General features: G+C 67.4%; 15 protein-coding genes. 3 read left to right on the top strand and 12 right to left on the bottom strand.

The annotated features are described in order from the left end of the window. The first annotated feature begins 17 nt into the window (after window positions 1-17). A complete protein-coding gene (locus WGH93_RS06915) occupies window positions 18-1,040 on the top strand; it encodes an alpha/beta fold hydrolase (RefSeq protein WP_374764135.1) in 1,023 nt (340 codons plus the stop codon). On the opposite strand, the gene hisN is transcribed toward WGH93_RS06915, so the two are convergent. Next, a complete protein-coding gene (gene hisN / locus WGH93_RS06910; RefSeq protein WP_374764134.1) occupies window positions 1,003-1,803 on the bottom strand; it encodes a histidinol-phosphatase in 801 nt (266 codons plus the stop codon). The two genes, WGH93_RS06915 and hisN, sit on opposite strands and share 38 nt — an antisense overlap. 184 nt (window positions 1,804-1,987) lie before the next feature. On the opposite strand from hisN, the gene WGH93_RS06905 reads away from it, so the two are divergent. Both WGH93_RS06905 and WGH93_RS06900 read left to right on the top strand, forming a co-directional pair. Beyond that, entirely contained in the window at window positions 1,988-2,971 is a 984-nt protein-coding gene (locus WGH93_RS06905; RefSeq protein WP_374764133.1) for a zinc transporter ZntB, read from the top strand. An 83-nt stretch (window positions 2,972-3,054) separates the two neighbouring features. Beyond that, window positions 3,055-4,269 (top strand): NAD(P)/FAD-dependent oxidoreductase, encoded by a 1,215-nt coding sequence (locus tag WGH93_RS06900; protein ID WP_374764132.1) that lies wholly within the window; start codon window positions 3,055-3,057, stop codon window positions 4,267-4,269. Window positions 4,270-4,352: 83 nt separating this feature from the next. On the opposite strand, the gene WGH93_RS06895 is transcribed toward WGH93_RS06900, so the two are convergent. The 11 genes from WGH93_RS06895 to rpmA form a co-directional block, all read right to left on the bottom strand. After that, window positions 4,353-5,552 (bottom strand): divergent polysaccharide deacetylase family protein, encoded by a 1,200-nt coding sequence (locus tag WGH93_RS06895; RefSeq protein ID WP_374764131.1) that lies wholly within the window; start codon window positions 5,550-5,552, stop codon window positions 4,353-4,355. 84 nt (window positions 5,553-5,636) lie between these two features. Beyond that, window positions 5,637-7,103, bottom strand: coding sequence for a S41 family peptidase (locus WGH93_RS06890; RefSeq protein ID WP_374764130.1), 1,467 nt, complete (start codon window positions 7,101-7,103; stop codon window positions 5,637-5,639). An 88-nt stretch (window positions 7,104-7,191) separates the two neighbouring features. Next, window positions 7,192-8,406: a murein hydrolase activator EnvC family protein gene (locus WGH93_RS06885; protein WP_374764129.1), complete on the bottom strand. Its 1,215-nt coding sequence runs from the start codon at window positions 8,404-8,406 to the stop codon at window positions 7,192-7,194. A 15-nt stretch (window positions 8,407-8,421) separates the two neighbouring features. Next, window positions 8,422-9,966: a 2,3-bisphosphoglycerate-independent phosphoglycerate mutase gene (gene gpmI, locus WGH93_RS06880; RefSeq protein ID WP_374764128.1), complete on the bottom strand. Its 1,545-nt coding sequence runs from the start codon at window positions 9,964-9,966 to the stop codon at window positions 8,422-8,424. A 187-nt stretch (window positions 9,967-10,153) separates the two neighbouring features. Continuing rightward, complete coding sequence (gene rlmH / locus WGH93_RS06875) at window positions 10,154-10,615, bottom strand: 23S rRNA (pseudouridine(1915)-N(3))-methyltransferase RlmH (protein WP_374764127.1); 462 nt, start codon at window positions 10,613-10,615, stop codon at window positions 10,154-10,156. Window positions 10,616-10,749: 134 nt separating this feature from the next. Next, entirely contained in the window at window positions 10,750-11,148 is a 399-nt protein-coding gene (gene rsfS / locus WGH93_RS06870; RefSeq protein WP_374764126.1) for a ribosome silencing factor, read from the bottom strand. Between the two features lie 40 nt (window positions 11,149-11,188). Beyond that, window positions 11,189-11,893 carry a nicotinate (nicotinamide) nucleotide adenylyltransferase gene (nadD, locus tag WGH93_RS06865; protein WP_374764125.1) on the bottom strand — a complete coding sequence of 235 codons (705 nt, stop codon included), beginning with the start codon at window positions 11,891-11,893 and terminating at the stop codon, window positions 11,189-11,191. Beyond that, the gene (locus WGH93_RS06860) at window positions 11,890-13,161 is read right to left on the bottom strand and encodes a glutamate-5-semialdehyde dehydrogenase (RefSeq protein WP_374764124.1); all 1,272 of its coding nucleotides are present in this window, start codon (window positions 13,159-13,161) and stop codon (window positions 11,890-11,892) included. Before WGH93_RS06860 ends, nadD begins: the two co-directional genes overlap by 4 nt. Window positions 13,162-13,176: 15 nt before the next feature. Next, window positions 13,177-14,325, bottom strand: coding sequence for a glutamate 5-kinase (gene proB / locus WGH93_RS06855; RefSeq protein ID WP_374764123.1), 1,149 nt, complete (start codon window positions 14,323-14,325; stop codon window positions 13,177-13,179). Window positions 14,326-14,377: 52 nt separating this feature from the next. Next, window positions 14,378-15,493 carry a GTPase ObgE gene (gene obgE, locus WGH93_RS06850; RefSeq protein ID WP_374764122.1) on the bottom strand — a complete coding sequence of 372 codons (1,116 nt, stop codon included), beginning with the start codon at window positions 15,491-15,493 and terminating at the stop codon, window positions 14,378-14,380. A gap of 109 nt (window positions 15,494-15,602) precedes the next feature. Further along, entirely contained in the window at window positions 15,603-15,860 is a 258-nt protein-coding gene (gene rpmA / locus WGH93_RS06845) for a 50S ribosomal protein L27 (RefSeq protein ID WP_374764121.1), read from the bottom strand. Between the last annotated feature and the right edge of the window lie 4 nt (window positions 15,861-15,864).

Here is a 15,864-nt window from a genome sequence, read left to right as displayed (position 1 = left end):
ATCAAAAGGGGGATGCTATGGTGGCGCTGACGGACCTGTTGACACGGGCGCGGGCGCTCCGGCGGGTGGAGCCGGATGGCGGCGGCTTTGACGGGTTCCGGGCGGCTGACGGGGCGCGGCTGCGCTTTGCCAGCTTTGCCGCCGGGAATAGCGATGGCGCGGGCCGGGGAACGGTGGTTTTCGTGCCGGGCCGCACCGAATTCATCGAGAAATATTTCGAAGACATGCACCTGTTTCAGGCGTTCGGCTTTTCCGTCGCCGCGCTGGACCTGCGCGGGCAGGGCCTGTCGCACCGGGAAGACCCGGATCGTGACCGGCATGTGATCCGGGATTTCACCCGCCATGTGTCCGATCTGGCCAGCTTTCTGGCTGATGACGGGCCGCTGTCGGACCTGCCCCGGCCCCTGATTCTGGTGGGACATTCGGCGGGCAGCCATGTGGTGCTGCGCACCCTGCACGATCATCCGGGCATTGCCGAGCGGGCCGTGACCATCGCGCCCATGGTGGCGATCAATGGCGGCCCGATGCCTGGCGCGTTGATGCGCCTGATGGCGGGCCTGATGACGGGCCTTGGCATGGGGCGGTCCTGGCTTCCCGGCCATGGCCCCTACCGCGAGGGGGTCTGGGGCTGGCGCAAGCAGCTTACCCATGACGACGGGCGATTCGCCGATGAGGACTGGTTCATCGCCAACCGCGACAGGCGGCTGGCCGTGGGCGGTGTGACATGGCACTGGCTGAAGGCGGCGCTGGCGTCCTGCCATGTGCTCGCCGCGCCGGGCTATGGCGAGGCGATCCAAACGCCCGTGCTCATGGTCCTGGCGGGGCAGGACCGGATCGTATCCAATGCCGCCGCCACGGCGCTCGCCGGGCGTATGCCCCATGCCAGGCGCATCATGCTGGACGGCGCCAAGCACGAAATTCTGCGTGAGACCGATGCGATTCGCCTGTCCCTGTGGCGGGAACTGGTGGCGTTTCTGGACCTGGACCCCACCGGGGCGCGGCTCAGCAGTGCGCCAGATGCGGCAGAACCTGCCCCATAAGGGCCGGGTCCGACAGGGCCAGCAGGCGATGGCTGTCGCCCGCTGTATTGCCGTGCCAGTCGGTGATCACACCGCCCGCGCCGCGCACCACGGGGATCAGGGCCATCATGTCATAAGGTTCCAGACCCGCTTCCACCACCACGTCAAGCTGCCCCAGGGCCAGCAGCGCATAGGCGTAGCAGTCCATGCCATAGCGGGTCAGCCGCACCTGCGCCCTGACCGTGCGGAAAGCCCGGTATTCGGTATCGTCGAACAGGTCGGGGTCGGTGGTGATCAGGGTGGCGGTGCTCAGGTCGCGGCAGGCGCGCGTGCGGATCGGTGTGCCGTTCAGCGTGGTGCCGTCCGGCGTGCCCACGAATCGTTCCTTCAGATAGGGCTGGTCGATCACGCCGATCAGGGGTTCGCCGTCCAGCTTCAGGGCGATCAGCGTGCCCCACAGCGGCACCCCGGTGATGAAGGACCGGGTGCCGTCGATCGGGTCCAGAACCCATTGGAAGCGGCTGTCCGTGGTCTTGTGGCCGAATTCCTCCCCGTGAATGGCATGGTCGGGATATTCGGCCTCGATCAGGGCGCGCAGGGCCTCTTCCGCGCCGCGATCGGCGGCGGTGACCGGGTCGAACCCCCCGGATTCCTTGTTGGTCACGTCATGGGGCCTGCGAAAGGCGGGCAGGGTGACGGCGGCGGCGGCATCCGCCAGTCGCTCCGCGAAGCGGGCCAGCGCCGTGATGTCCTCGGCGGGCAGGGCGGGGCGGTCCTGTGACATGGGCGGGCACTCCTTACCGGTTGCCGGTGGTCGATTGCCGCGGGGCGGCCCTCAATGGGCGCCCTTTTAAGCATGGCGGGGCCGTGTTTGCCAAGCGGGCCATGGCCGGCCAGGGATTGCCGGAAAGCGCGAAAAGGGCCACGCTGCACAGGATCGGGCATTTCTGAAGGGGAGCAGGCAAGGCATGAGCGGCTCGGATTCGCAATCACGGCAGGATGCAGGGGCGGCAGAGGGGGCGGCGGACCCTGTGGGCGGCGACCATCCCGCCCTGATTCGGGCCGACGCGCTCGCTGATAACGGGCGGTGGACCCATGTGGACGTGACAGGCGCCCGACCGGAAGAGACCATTCTGGCGGCGGCGCCGGGCCTGTCGCACAGCACCCTGGCCGCCCTGACGGACGAGGATACCCGGCCGCGCGTGGACAGCGCCGATGGCGGCCTGTTGCTGATCCTGCGCGGTGCCAATCTGGCGCCCGGCGCGCCGGTGGAGGACATGATATCCCTGCGCCTGTGGTGCGACGGGCGCCACCTGATCAGTTGTCAGCGCCGCCCGGTTCGGGCGGTGGAGCGGGTCAGAGATCGCCTGATCGGGCCGGATTCCCCCGCCAGTGCCGGGGCGGTTCTGGCGGCGCTGGTGCAGGTGATCGTGCAGCATATGACGCCTTTCGTGGATGCCATGCTGGAACAGGTGGATGATCTGGAAGACACCCTGCTCGGCACGCCGGACAAGTCCATGTATCATGGCATGATGCGGCTCAGGAGTTCGGTGCTCACCTATCGCCGTTATCTGCGGCCCCAGCGTGACGCGCTGAACACCCTGCAATATGATCCGCCGGGCTTTCTGTCGGCGGAGCGCGGGCGCCTGCGGGAAACGGCCAACACGCTGATCCGCCATCTGGAAGACCTGGATACCGCGCGGGAAGCCCTGCAAATGCAGCAGGAAGAGTTGATGACCATGCTGTCGGCGCGCATGAATGAAACGCTGTACCGCTTTTCCGTGGTGGCGACGATCTTCCTGCCGCTGGGCTTTCTCACCGGCCTGATGGGGGTCAATGTGGCCGGTATGCCCGGCACCGTTCACCCGGATGCCTTCTGGTGGCTCAGTGGCTCGCTGGTGCTGTTCGGACTGGGCCTGTATGCCTGGTTTCGGCGAAAGGGCCTGATGTAAGGGTCTTGTCAAAACCGCCTTTCCGCGCCACATGGGGGCTTTGGACCCCCCGTCCCGGAGCATGTGAGAGAGACGCCGCCACCATGGCAGAACAGGATACAGCCCCCCGCCCCGATCCCGCATCCGCCTCATCAATCGGCATGTCCGGTGGCGGGGTGTATGATGTGATCTGTGTGGGGGGCGGGATCGCCGGCGCGGGCCTGGCCTATTGGCTCAAGGTGCACACATGGCGTACGGCCCGCATTCTGGTGCTGGAGGCGGAGGATATCGCGGGCTATCACACCACGGGGCGATCCGCCGCCTTTTATGCGGAAACCTATGGCGGGCCGGTGGTGCAGCCCCTGACCAGCGCGTCCAAGGCGTTTCTGGCCGATCCGCCCGCCGATCTGTCCCCGCGCCCTTTCCTGACCCGGCGCGGCGCGCTGCACATTTTCTCGAACCGGCAGGCGGATGCGGCCTGGCGCCTTCATGACAGCTTGGCCCCGGCCCTGCCGGATGTGCGGATGTTGAATGCGGATGAAACTCGCCGCCTGGCGCCGCATGTGCGCAGGCCGGACCTGGCGGGCGCGGTGCATGACCCGGACTGCGGCGATCTGGACGTGGCCGGATTGCATCAGGCTTATCTGGGCGCGGCGCGGCGTGCGGGTGTGGCGGTGAAAACCGATGCGCCCGTCACCGCGGCGGTGCGCCGCGACGGTCAATGGCGGCTGACCACGCCGCGCGGCACGTTCGCGGCGCCCGTGCTGGTCAATGCCGCCGGGGCCTGGGCGGATGAACTGGCGCGGCTGGCGCGGGTGCCCGCCGTGGGGATGCAGCCTTTGCGCCGCACGGTGGTCACGGTGCCCCGGCAGGATGCGGTGGGGGCACACCCCCATGCGCCGCTGGTGCTGGACGCGGAGGAGCGTTTCTATATCAAGCCGGAGGGGGAGGGCTATCTCGTCTCCCCGGCGGACGAGACCCCCTCCGCTCCCTGCGATGCGCAGCCGGAGGAAGAGGACGTGGCCCGCGCCGTGGCCCATCTGGAAGAAACGCTGGGTGTGACCGTGCCCCGGCTGGGCGCGCGCTGGGCGGGCCTGCGCACCTTCGCACCGGATCGGGCGCCGGTGATCGGCTTCGATCCGGCGGCGGAGGGTTTCTTCTGGCACGCCGGGCAGGGCGGCTGGGGGATTCAGACCTCCCCGGCATGGTGTGCGCTGTCCGCCGCGCTGATCAGCGGCCATGCGGTGCCCGATCATCTTGGCCGCTTCGGCGTGGACCCGGCCCGCTATGCGCCCGACCGTTTCAAGCGCGCCGCCTGACAGAACCATGCGCCGCACCCATCGGCGATGTCACGAAATCCACTTGATGCGTCGCAGCACCGATTTTTGATCGACGGGCGCGTTCAGCGGATCGGCTGCCGCCCCACCACGGCGGTTACCGGCGCCAGGACAAAGCCCCGTTCATACAGGTCTTCCCGCCAGCGACGGATGGCTTCCAGCGAAACGGGATAGGGCCGCGCCACGCCGACGGCGGCGCCCAGCGTGCGCGCGCGGTTTTCCAGTTGGCCCAGTTGCAGGGCGATTTCCTCCGCCACCAGATCATTGTCGATATAGCGATTATTGATGGCCACGGCGAGCCCCATGGCCTGGCCCATCTTGGCGCCCCGGCTGTACTGGCTGGCGCGGCTGTCCACAAAGATCAGGCCGCGGTTCTTGATTTCCCCCAATACGGGGCGCAGGCTGTCCGAATCCGCCGTGAAGCGGGACCCCATATGGTTGATGATGCCCACATAGCCTGTCATGCGGCCCATGGCGCTGTGCAGCAGGCTGATATTGCGCGATGGCATGTGCTTGACCAGCAGCGACAGCGGCCCCGGATCGTTCTGCGGATAATTCACCGGTTCCATGGGCACCATGAGCAGGGTCTCGAACCCTTTTTCCCGCGCCCGGCGGCCCCATTTGTCCAGTTCCGCGCCATAGGGCGAAAAGGCCAGCGATACCTGTGTGGGCAGGCTGTCCAGCGCGCGGCGGGTGCTGCGCGCGCGCATACCCATATCGGTCATGATAATGGCGATGCGGGGGCGCTCGTCATTCACCGGATGGGCGGCGGCATAGACTTCCGCGGGCATACGCCCGTCCCGGCCAACCTTGGGCAACGGGCCGTTGCTGGTTTCTTCCAGCAGGGCCGGGTCCGGCTCCACGCGCGGGGCGGTGTCGGTGAAGGCCGGGCCTTCAGGCGCTTCGGGGTCGGTGTCCTGCCGGGCCGGGACCGCATCAATGGCCGACCGTGCGCCCGCCTCATCGGGCGCGGATGTGCCGGATTCAGTATCGTTGCCGTCCAGGCTTTCGGTTTCGGGCGCGGCGCCGTTGCCCTCGCCGCTGCCCTCGTTGTCGCCTCCGTTTTCGGCCCTGTTATCGGTGGGGTCGGGGGCGGGATCGTCGTCCCGTCTGGGGGGCGTTTCGCTTTCCCCGGTGGCGGATTGGTCCGCCTGCCCGCCGCCGCTGGTTGCGGGGTCCGGCGGTGTGCTGGCCATTTCCAGCGCCAAAACACCGCCCACCAGTATGATCAGGCTGATCGCCCACGCCGCCAATAGTGCCTTCACACCTTACCCCACTGGCCCGAAACAGGCCCCCATTTGTGTGTCGTTTTCAGGTCCGGCGCGCGCCGATCGGTGCGGGCGCCGGGTTCATTCACCTTCATTGGCGCGTGCGGCCTCGGCCACCTGCGCTTCGGGCAGGCTGTTCATTTTTTTCAACAGGTGCACCGCATGGCGCAGTTGCACATCGACGCGGTTCTCATCCTGCCCCGGCGCGCCGGAGGGGTTGGGCGCTTCATCATCGCCGCCGTCCTTGCGTGCGCCATCGTCCCGTGCCCCGTCATCGTCATTGGCGGGGGCATCCGCCGCGTCCTCCGGGCCGGTTTTGGTGCGGGCGGGGGTGTCATATTCACCGGCCCGGTCAGGGCGGCTTTCTTCATTGGTGATGTGGCCGCGCAGGTCCGCTTCCCGGCGGGGCTTGATGCGGTTGGCTTTCTGGCCGGGGAACAGCACCTCGATATCCGGTTCCACGCCCCATTCCTGAATGGATTGCCCGCTTGGCGTATAATAGCGCGCGGTGGTCAGGCGGATCGCCTTGTCGCCTTCCCGGCCCAGGCGGATTTCGCTTTGTACGGTGCCCTTGCCGAAGGTGCGGTCCCCGATTACCACGGCCCGGCGATGATCCTGCAAGGCCCCGGCGACAATCTCCGACGCGCTGGCGGAATAGGCGTTCACCAGCACCACCACGGGCAGCCCGTCCAGCAGATCCCCGGCGGTGGCATACCAGCGATTGTTGTTCTGGTCCCGGCGGCCACGGGTGGAGACGATCTCCCCCCGGTCCAGAAAGGCATCGGATACGCGGATGGCCTCGTTCAGCAGCCCGCCCGGATTGTTGCGCAGGTCCAGCACCACGCCGTCCAGCCCGGCGCCCAGTTCTTCCTTCAGCTCGCTGATCGCCTGTTCCACGCCCTCGCCGGTCTGCATGTTGAAGGTGGTGATGCGGATATAGCCCACGCTGTCCTCTTCCACGCGGTGGCGCACCGAGCGCACGCGGATGTTATCCCGCACGATTTCCACGTCGAAGGCTTTTTCCACGCCTTCGCGCACCACGGTGATGTTGATGGGGTCGCCCACCGGCCCGCGCATCTTGCGCACCGCTTCCGTCAGGGTCTGGCCCATCACCGGTTCGTCGTCGATATGGGTGATCAGGTCGCCGCCCTTGATCCCGGCCTTGTCGGCGGGGGTGTCGTCGATCGGGGAGACCACTTTCACCAGGCCCTCTTCCATCTGCACCTCAATGCCGAGCCCGCCATATTCGCCTTCCATCTGAACGCGGACCTGCTTGTACACGTCCTTGTTCATATAGGTGGAGTGGGGGTCCAGCGATTTGAGCATTCCCTGAATGGCTGCCTCGATCACTTCGCGGTCGTTCACATCGTCCACATATTCGGAACGGATGCGCTGAAAGACCCGCATCAGCAGGTCCAGTTGTTCATAGACCTGTTCCTCGTCGCTGGCGGCCCGTGCGCCGCGATCCTCCCCCAGCATGGGCAGCAGCGCCAGCGGCAGTGACAGGACAAGGGCGGCGATCGTGAATTTGACCCCGTTGCGCATCATGGTCTCCCGAACTTGGGGCTTGAGGGCCCCATGATTGATCCGGCACCGCCAACGCGGCGCCGAGGGCGGGTACTGTCGCACCCGTGTTTCAAGATCCCGTGCCGCCGGTGCTGGCGCCTTCCGCGGTCTGGCGGGATAGCCAGGGCGCCGGGTCAACCGGGTCGCCGCCCTGGCGCAGTTCCAGATACAGCCGGGCGGGGCGATCCGATTTCGCGGGCATGGCGCCCACCGGTTCGGCGGTCAACACCCGCTGGCCAAGCGAAACGGCCACCTGCCCCATTCCGGCAAGGAGGCTATGATAACCTTGGCCGTGATCAATGATCAAGAGATGGCCATAGCCGCGATACGGCCCGGCGAACACCACGCGCCCTTCAAAAGGGGCAACCACGGTGCCGCCGGGGCGGGTTTCCAGCCGGATGCCCTTCAGCTTGCCCACCGGTGCATCATCGCCGAAGCGGCTTACCACCTTTCCGGTGGCGGGAAAGGGCATCCGCCCGCGTGCTTCGCTGAAGCTGGCGCCCTTGGGCGGGGCGCTGCCCTGGCGGCGCAGAATTTCCCGGCGGCGGCGTTCCCGCTCTTCCAGCTTGCCGATCAGGGCCTTCAGATCGTCCGCGCGGCTGGCCAGCCGGTCCAGTGCCGCGGCTTCCCGCGCGGCGCCCGTCTCGGCTGACTGCGCTTCCTGTTTGCGCTGCGCGATCAGCCGGTCCATGTCCGCCCGGCGCGCCTTGAGATTGTCCAGCGTGCGGTTGAGCGCTCGTTGCCGGTTCGCCACATCGGCGCGCAGCTCCGCCAGCATTTCAAGGTCCTGGCGCAACTGGTCCGACCGTTCCCGGATCATCGGCACCAATGTGCCCATCACGCTGGCGGATCGGGCCGTTTCCACGGCCTTGCCCGGTTGCAGCAGGCTCAGTTCCGGTGGCCGGTTGCCCAGGCGTTCCAGCGCCCCCAGCAGGGCCGCCAGTTCGCCGCGCCGCTCGTCAAGCGCGCTGCGCCGGGCGCGCTGGGCGGCTTGCAGATCATTGATCTTCTGTTCCAGCCGCGTGGCGTCCGCCTCCTTCAGGCGGATGTCCCGGCCAAGGGTGACAAGCCGCTGCGACAGGGATTCAGCGGCGGCCCGCGCCTCCTCGGCGGTCTGCCCAAGGGTTTCGCGGCGTTTGGCGCGGGCGTCCATTTCCTGTTCCAGCGCCTCAAGCTGTGCGCGGGCTTCATCGCTGTCGTCGGCATCCTGCGCGCGGGCATCGCCGAGGGGGCCGCTCAGCCATGCCGCGCTTAACAGAATCAACAGGATCGCCCGCATCACCATGGCGTGCCCCGGTCCTCAGGCGCTGGCGCGGACGCCTGCGCCCGCTTTGAGCAGCGATTTGCCGGTCATGGCAGCCGGCTGATCCAGCCCCATCAGGGCCAGCATGGTGGGGGCCACGTCGGCCAGGCGGCCATTGTTCAGCGTTCCGGTGCCGCCCACCATCAGGATCGGCACGTCGAAGCTGGTATGGGCGGTGTGGGCCTGGCCGGTCTTCGGGTCCGCCATCAATTCCACATTGCCATGGTCGGCGGTGATCAGCAGTACGCCGCCCGCCGCCGTTACGGCTTCTTCCAGCCGCCGCAGGCTTTCATCAATGGTTTCCACCGCCTTGATCGCGGCGTCCAGCTTGCCGGTGTGGCCCACCATGTCCGGGTTGGCGAAATTGGCCACGATGGCGCCGAAGCCGCCATTCCTGATGGCGTCCACCAGCTTGTCGGTCACCTCCGGCGCGGACATTTCCGGTTGCAGGTCATAGGTGGCCACGTCCGGCGACGGCACCAGTATGCGCTCCTCCCCGTCAAAGACGGTTTCTTCGCCGCCATTGAAGAAGAAGGTTACATGGGCGTATTTCTCCGTCTCCGCGATGCGAAGCTGCTTCAGCCCCGCGCGGGAGACCACTTCCCCGAAACTGTCGCGGATTTCCTCCGCCGGGAAAATGGCGGGCAGGTGTCTGCTCAGATCGCTGGAATATTCGGTCATGCCCGCCACGGCGGAAAAGCGGGGCAGGCCATCCCGGTTCAGGGACTCAAAGTCGGGGTCCACCAGCGCGGTCATGATCTGGCGGGCGCGGTCGGCGCGGAAATTGGCCATGATGAAGCCGTCACCATCGGCCATGCCGGCATAGTCCCCCACCACGGTGGCGGCGACGAATTCGTCATTTTCGTCCCGCTCATAGGCCGCTTCCACCGCCGCGCGCGCGCTCTGGGCGGTGTGCTGGCCCGCGCCGCGCGTGATGGCGTCAAAGGCGGTCTGCACTCGGGCCCAGCGCTTGTCCCGGTCCATGGCGAAATAGCGCCCGGTGACCGTGGCGATGGTGGCGCCGGTCGGGGCGATGTCCGCCTCGAACCGTTCCAGATAGTCCAGCGCGCTGCGGGGCGGCGTGTCCCGCCCGTCCAGGAAGGCGTGCACCACCACTTTCAGCCCGGCATCAGCGCCCGCTTGCACCAGCGCGGCAATGTGGCGCTGATGGCTGTGCACCCCGCCAGGGGACAGCAGGCCCATCACATGCAGCGTGCCGCCCGCCGCCTTGATGCGGGCCAGCGTGTCTTTCAGCACCGGCTGATCGGTGAGCGTGCCGTTTTCGATGGCGCTGTCGATGCGGGGCAGGTCTTGCATCACCACACGACCCCCGCCCAGATTCATATGGCCCACTTCGGAATTGCCCATCTGGCCATCGGGCAGGCCCACGGCCTCCCCGCTGGTTTTCAGCCAGGCACGGGGGCAGTTGGCGAAAAGCCGGTCATAGGTGGGCGTATCCGCCTGGGCAATGGCATTGTCCACCGCGTCCTCACGGTGGCCCCATCCGTCCAGAATGCACAAAACAACGGGTTTTCCGGTCATGGGTCGGTCCTTGTCTGGTGGGTTTGGCCCGGCCTTGGCGCCGGGTGTTTCGGGGCTGACCCCACGGGCGGCTCCGTGCCGAACCTGCGCCGGGGGCGATCTGACCGGGAGCATAACAGATTGACCGGGCCGGAACAGGGGGTGCGGCGCATTTTGCCCTCTGGACCGGGAAAAAAGGGCGCCACCATCAGCGGCGGTGATAGGGATGCCCGGTTCGGATCGACCAGCAGCGGAAAAGCTGCTCCGCCACCATGGCGCGGGCCAGCATGTGCGGCCAGGTAAGCTGCCCCAGCGCCAGCACCAGATCGGCCCTGGCGCGCACATCCTTGTGCAGGCCGTCCGCCCCGCCCAGCACCAGCGCCACATCGCGGCTGCCATTGTCTTCCCACTGGCCCAGGCGATCCGCAAGGGCCTCGCTGGTCAGTGCCTTGCCCCGTTCATCCAGCGCCACCAGGCGGGCGCCCGCGGGCACGGCATTCAGCAGCAGGTCCGCTTCCAGCCGCTTGCGCTCGTCGCTGTTGGCGGGGGTCTTTTTCAGGGCCACTTCGCTGAGCGCGGATGGCCAGCCGCACTGCTTCAGATAGCCGTCCGTCAAAGTTTTTTCCGGGCCGGACCTGGCCTTGCCCACGGCGATCAGATGGATATTCATGGGGTGTTCGCGGCCTTTATTGCCCCGTTCCCAAGGGCACGGAGCGCATGGGGCGGTGGCCCGGCACGGGAACCCCCGCAATGCCGGGCCGGGGGATCATCCCCTGACAGCACCTGTCTGGCATCAAGGGCCGGTCAGTTGACCAGGCTGGCTTCATCCAGATCGGTGGCCCACATCTTGTCCAGCGCGTAGAAGGACCGTACTTCAGGCCGAAACAGATGAACGATCACATCCCCCGCGTCGATCAGGACCCAATCCGCCTGCTCCAGTCCCTGAATGGAAAGGGCCTTCAGGCCGCGATCCTTGAGGCTGGTGATCACATAATCGGCCAGCGCGGCCACCTGACGCTGCGAGCGCCCGCTGCTGATCACCATATGGTCGGCAATGCTGGTCTTGCCCTGAAGGTCGATGGATACGGTATCTTCCGCCTTGTGGTCGTCAAGCGTGGCGAGCACCGTGTCGAGAATGGACTGAGAAGAAGGCGCGCCTGCGGCGCTGTCCTGCGCGAGCGTCTCAGAATGAGGGTGCAACACTGTCTCCTTTGGTTGCAGTTGGGGTGGCCCCGATGGCACCTTAGCGTGCCAGCCAGGCCGGGTCCCTGTGCCGTATGCCCGTGGCCGATGCGGCGTGGCGCGGCATGATGATGAAGCTCCACGCCGGTGCGGCCATCCGAACCAGCCGTGAAGGCCGGGTTCGGGCCGCGGGGAAGCGCCGTGCGAGCGCGCCCCGCTGACCGCTCAGAGTGTACGACGGTCTGTCGAATATGGCAATGGGAAGCCGCTTTGCAAGGGCCTGCCAGCGATACCAGCGATGAAACTGCGCGGCGCTGTCCGCCCCCATCAGCCAGACGAACCGGGTGTGGGGCAAACGCGCCTGCAAGGCGGTGATCGTATCCAGCGTGTGGCGGGTGCCGAGCCGGGCCTCAGCGTTGCTGGCGGCCAGGCGGCAATGGCGCGCGGCCAGCCGCCGGGCGGATGCCAGCCGGTCCCCGAATGGTGCCATGCCATGGGCGGCTTTCAGCGGATTGCCGGGGCTGACCAGCAGCCAGACCGCATCCAGCCCCAGCCGTTTCAGGGCGTTTTCGGCCACATGGGCGTGGCCGTCATGGGCCGGGTTGAAGCTGCCGCCATAAAGCCCCACCGTCTGCCCCCGCCAGCGGGCCGCCAGATCCAGCAACAGCGGGTCCAGCCGGGGGCTGCCGGCCGGATGCCCGGCGCCGCCGGGGTGCTCATGCGGGGGCGTGGAGCGCGCCACCGTCACGGGCGGGGCGGGGATCACGGGCGAGTCTGGCCGGTGCCGCGCACCTGGTATTTGAAGCTGGTCAGTTGTTCCAGCCCCACCGGGCCGCGCGCGTGAATGCGCCCGGTGGCGATGCCGATTTCGGCGCCCATGCCGAACTCGCCGCCATCGGCGAACTGGGTGGAGGCATTGGTCATCACAATGGCGCTGTCAACCCGGCCCAGGAATGTTTCGGCTGCGTCACGGTCTTCGGTGACAATGCTTTCCGTGTGGCCGGAAGAATGCCGGGCAATATGGGCGATCGCCTGATCCACATTGTCCACCACCGCCACGGACAGGATGGCATCCAGATATTCGGTGTCCCAGTCGGCGCTGTCGGCGGCCTTGATCGCGGGGTCCAGCGGGTTGATTTCCCCGTCGCCGCGAATTTCGCAGCCCGCGTCCATCAGGGGGCGCAGAATATCCATGGCATGGGGCAGCATGGCCCGGTCGATCAGCAGGGTTTCCATGGCGCCGCAAATGCCGGTGCGCCGCATCTTGGCGTTGAAGGCGATGTCCCGCGCCTTGGCCGGGTCCGCCTTTTCGTGGATATAGACGTGGCAGATGCCTTCCAGATGGGCGAAGACCGGCACGCGGCTTTCGTTTTCCACCCGCGCCACCAGACCGCGCCCGCCGCGCGGCACGATAATGTCGATCAGGCCGGTGGCGGCCAGCATGGCGCCCACGGCGGCCCGGTCCTGGGTTGGTACGATCTGTATGGCGTCTTCCGGCAGGCCGGCATCCTTCAGCCCCGCTTTCAGGCAGGCATGAATGGCATGGTTGGAATGCACGGCTTCCGAACCGCCGCGCAGGATCACGGCATTGCCCGCCTTCAGGCACAGCGCGCCCGCATCGGCGGTGACATTGGGGCGGCTTTCATAGATCACGCCGATCACGCCCAGCGGCACCGCCACGCGGGCGATATCCAGGCCGTTCGGCCGATCCCAGCGCGCCATTTCCCGGCCCACCGGGTCAGGCAGGTCGGCAATGGCCTCCAGCCCCAGGGCCATGCTCTCCAGCCGTTCGTCGTCCAGCCTCAGCCGGTCCACCATGGCGCTGGACAGGCCCCGCTCCCCGGCGGCGGCCACGTCTTTTTCATTGGCGGCCAGAATGGCATCCCGGTCGGTGCGCAGCCGTGTGGCCGCAGCCTTGAGCGCCTGATCCTTGTCCGCCCGGCTGGCCTGCGCCAGATGGCCGGTGGCGGCCCGCGCGCGGTGGCCGAGATCGGCGATCAGGCCGGTGGTGTCGCTCTGATGTGCGCCGTCCATGGCTGCTCTCCTTTATTAGAAAACGACCAGATCGTCCCGGTGAACCAGCGCGGAACGACCCATATATCCCAGCAGGCCGTGCAGGTCCGCCATGCGGGCGCCCTGAATGCGCGCCGTCTCGCTGGCGGAATAGGCGATCAGGCCCTGTCCCACAAGATGGCCGTCGTCGCCCATGAATGCAACCAGATCGCCGCGATGAAAGCCGCCTTCCACGGATGTGACCCCGGCGGGCAGCAGGCTGGCCCCGCGGCGGAGCGCAGCGGCGGCCCCCTTGTCCACATGCAGAAAGCCGCGCGGGCTCATCATGCCGCGAATCCATGCCTTGCGCACGGCAAGCGGGCTTTCCGCCGCCGGGAACAGGGTGGCGCGGCCCCCATCCAGCAGTCGCTGCACAGGGTGGGCGGCGGTGCCGTCGGTGATGATCAGGCTGGACCCGGCGGCCATGGCCAGGTCCGCCGCGGCCAGCTTGGTCACCATGCCGCCCGTGCCCACGCCCATGGCTTCCGGTGGCCCGGCCATGGCCCGCACATCCTGCGTAACCTGCGGCACCACCGGCAGATGCCGGGCGCCGGGCGTACCGGGCGGGGCGGTGTACAGGCCGTCCACATCGGACAGCAGCAGGGTGCAGTCCGCCTCCGCCAGCGCGGCGACGCGGGCGGCCAGGCGGTCATTGTCCCCGAAGCGGATTTCCGACGTGGCCACGGTATCGTTCTCATTGATGACGGGCACGATGTCCCGCTCCATCAGTTCGCCCAGCGTGTTGCGGGCATTGAGATAGCGGGGCCGGTCTTCCAGATCGCCCAGCGTCAGCAGAAGCTGGCCCGTATCCAGGCCGTGGCGGGCCAGTTCGGCGCGGTACAGTTCCGCCAGCAGCACCTGTCCCACGCTGGCCGCCGCCTGTGCCTGTTCCAGCCGCACCACCCGGCCCGTCAGCCCCAGCGCCCGGCGGCCCAGCGCAATGGCGCCGGACGAGACCAGCACCACCTTTTGCCCGCCTTTGACCATGGCGGCGATGTCATCCGCCAGCGCGCGCGCCCAGTCTGTCCGGGGCAGGCCGGTTTCCGGGTCCACCAGCAGGGCCGAGCCGATCTTGACCACCACGCGCCGCGCGGCGGCGAGGCGGGCGGCGGCATTGTCGGCGGTCTGCGCGGGGCTTTGGGTCATGGCGTGGCCTTCGTGAAATTCTGTGGCCGGGACAACGGGCGGCGGGGCCGGATTATACCGGGCTCCAGCCGGGGGTGTCGTCATTGGCGCCGTTGGCATGGCGTGCCGCGTGGTCTTGCGGGTGGCCCTGGGCGCCTGTGTCCACCTTGTCCTTGTGGTCGGCGGCAATGGCGGCGTCAACGGTCTCCTTCAGGGTGTCCACCACCGGGCGCACGCCGTCCCCGCTGACGGCGGACAGTGCCCGCACATCGCTGGCGCCCGCCTGTTTCAATGCTGCCAGCCCGGTGGCGACGGTCTCGGCGTCCAGCGCGTCGGTCTTGGTGAGCGCGGTGACCACCGGCTTGTCCAGCAGGCCCACATTGAAGCGGGCGTCATAGGCTTCCAGCTCGTGGCGCACGGTGCGCCAGTCCGCCACCACGTCCTCGGCGGTGCCGTCGATCAGGTGCAGCAGCACGCGGCAGCGCTCCACATGGCCCAGGAACTGATGGCCCAGGCCCACGCCCTCGCTCGCGCCCTCGATCAGGCCGGGAATGTCCGCCAGCACGAATTCGCCCTGGCTGGCGCCCACCACGCCCAGTTGCGGATGCAGGGTGGTGAAGGGATAATCGGCGATCTTGGGCCGCGCCCGGCTGGTGGCGGCCAGAAAGGTGGACTTGCCCGCATTGGGCAGGCCCAGCAGCCCCGCATCGGCCATCAGCTTCAGCTTCAGCACGACCCACATTTCCTCCCCCGGCCCGCCGGGGGTGGTGCGCCGGGGCGCCCGGTTGGTGGAGGATTTGAAATGGGCGTTGCCAAAGCCGCCATGGCCGCCTTCCAGAATGGTCAGCCGTTTGCCGGGCTCATCCAGATCGGCGATCAGAAACTCGCCGTCCGCGTCGAAAACCTGGGTGCCCTTGGGCACCTTGATCAGCAGATCCTTGCCCGCCGCGCCGGTCATGTCCTTGCCCTGACCGTGGCCGCCCTTTTGCGCCTTGAAATGGCGCTGATAGCGGAAATCCACCAGCGTGTTCAGGTCGTCCACCGCTTCCATGATCACATGGCCGCCGCGCCCGCCATCGCCGCCATTGGGGCCGCCGAATTCCACATATTTTTCCCGGCGGAACGACATGCAGCCATTGCCGCCGGGGCCGCTTTTCAGAAAGACGCGGGACTGATCGACAAATTTCACGGGCTGACAATCCTTGTTCCGGCAAAAAAAGAGGCGGGCCAATGTGCGGCCCACCCCTTTTGTGAATGCGTCTGGCATGTGCCGCACCGGGGCGGCACGGGCCGGGCCGTCAGGCTTCGGAAACCACCGAAACGATGGACCGGTTGCCCTTGCCGCGGCTGAATTTCACCTGGCCGTTGGTCAGGGCGAAAATGGTGTGGTCCTTGCCCAGACCCACATTGTCGCCCGGATACCACTTGGTGCCGCGCTGGCGTACCAGGATATTGCCGGCCAGAACCTGCTCGCCGCCGAACTTCTTGACGCCGAGGCGCCGGCCTTCGGTATCGCGACCGTTGCGCGAACTACCACCCGCTTTCTTGTGAGCCATCTTC

This window comes from Yunchengibacter salinarum (assembly GCF_037658235.1).
GTDB lineage: Bacteria > Pseudomonadota > Alphaproteobacteria > Sphingomonadales > Kordiimonadaceae > Yunchengibacter > Yunchengibacter salinarum.
The sequence above is the reverse complement of the archived record's forward strand: the minus strand, read 5'-3'. Positions and strand labels throughout refer to the sequence as shown.

Bases quoted from the DNA above. Each gene is read 5' to 3' on its own strand.
- WGH93_RS06915 (WP_374764135.1), top strand. From the start codon at position 18: ATGGTGGCGCTGACGGACCTGTTGACACGGGCGCGGGCGCTCCGGCGG.
- hisN (WP_374764134.1), bottom strand. From the start codon at position 1,803: ATGTCACAGGACCGCCCCGCCCTGCCCGCCGAGGACATCACGGCGCTG.
- WGH93_RS06905 (WP_374764133.1), top strand. From the start codon at position 1,988: ATGAGCGGCTCGGATTCGCAATCACGGCAGGATGCAGGGGCGGCAGAG.
- WGH93_RS06900 (WP_374764132.1), top strand. From the start codon at position 3,055: ATGGCAGAACAGGATACAGCCCCCCGCCCCGATCCCGCATCCGCCTCA.
- WGH93_RS06890 (WP_374764130.1), bottom strand. From the start codon at position 7,103: ATGATGCGCAACGGGGTCAAATTCACGATCGCCGCCCTTGTCCTGTCA.
- WGH93_RS06885 (WP_374764129.1), bottom strand. From the start codon at position 8,406: ATGGTGATGCGGGCGATCCTGTTGATTCTGTTAAGCGCGGCATGGCTG.
- gpmI (WP_374764128.1), bottom strand. From the start codon at position 9,966: ATGACCGGAAAACCCGTTGTTTTGTGCATTCTGGACGGATGGGGCCAC.
- rlmH (WP_374764127.1), bottom strand. From the start codon at position 10,615: ATGAATATCCATCTGATCGCCGTGGGCAAGGCCAGGTCCGGCCCGGAA.
- WGH93_RS06860 (WP_374764124.1), bottom strand. From the start codon at position 13,161: ATGGACGGCGCACATCAGAGCGACACCACCGGCCTGATCGCCGATCTC.
- proB (WP_374764123.1), bottom strand. From the start codon at position 14,325: ATGACCCAAAGCCCCGCGCAGACCGCCGACAATGCCGCCGCCCGCCTC.
- rpmA (WP_374764121.1), bottom strand. From the start codon at position 15,860: ATGGCTCACAAGAAAGCGGGTGGTAGTTCGCGCAACGGTCGCGATACC.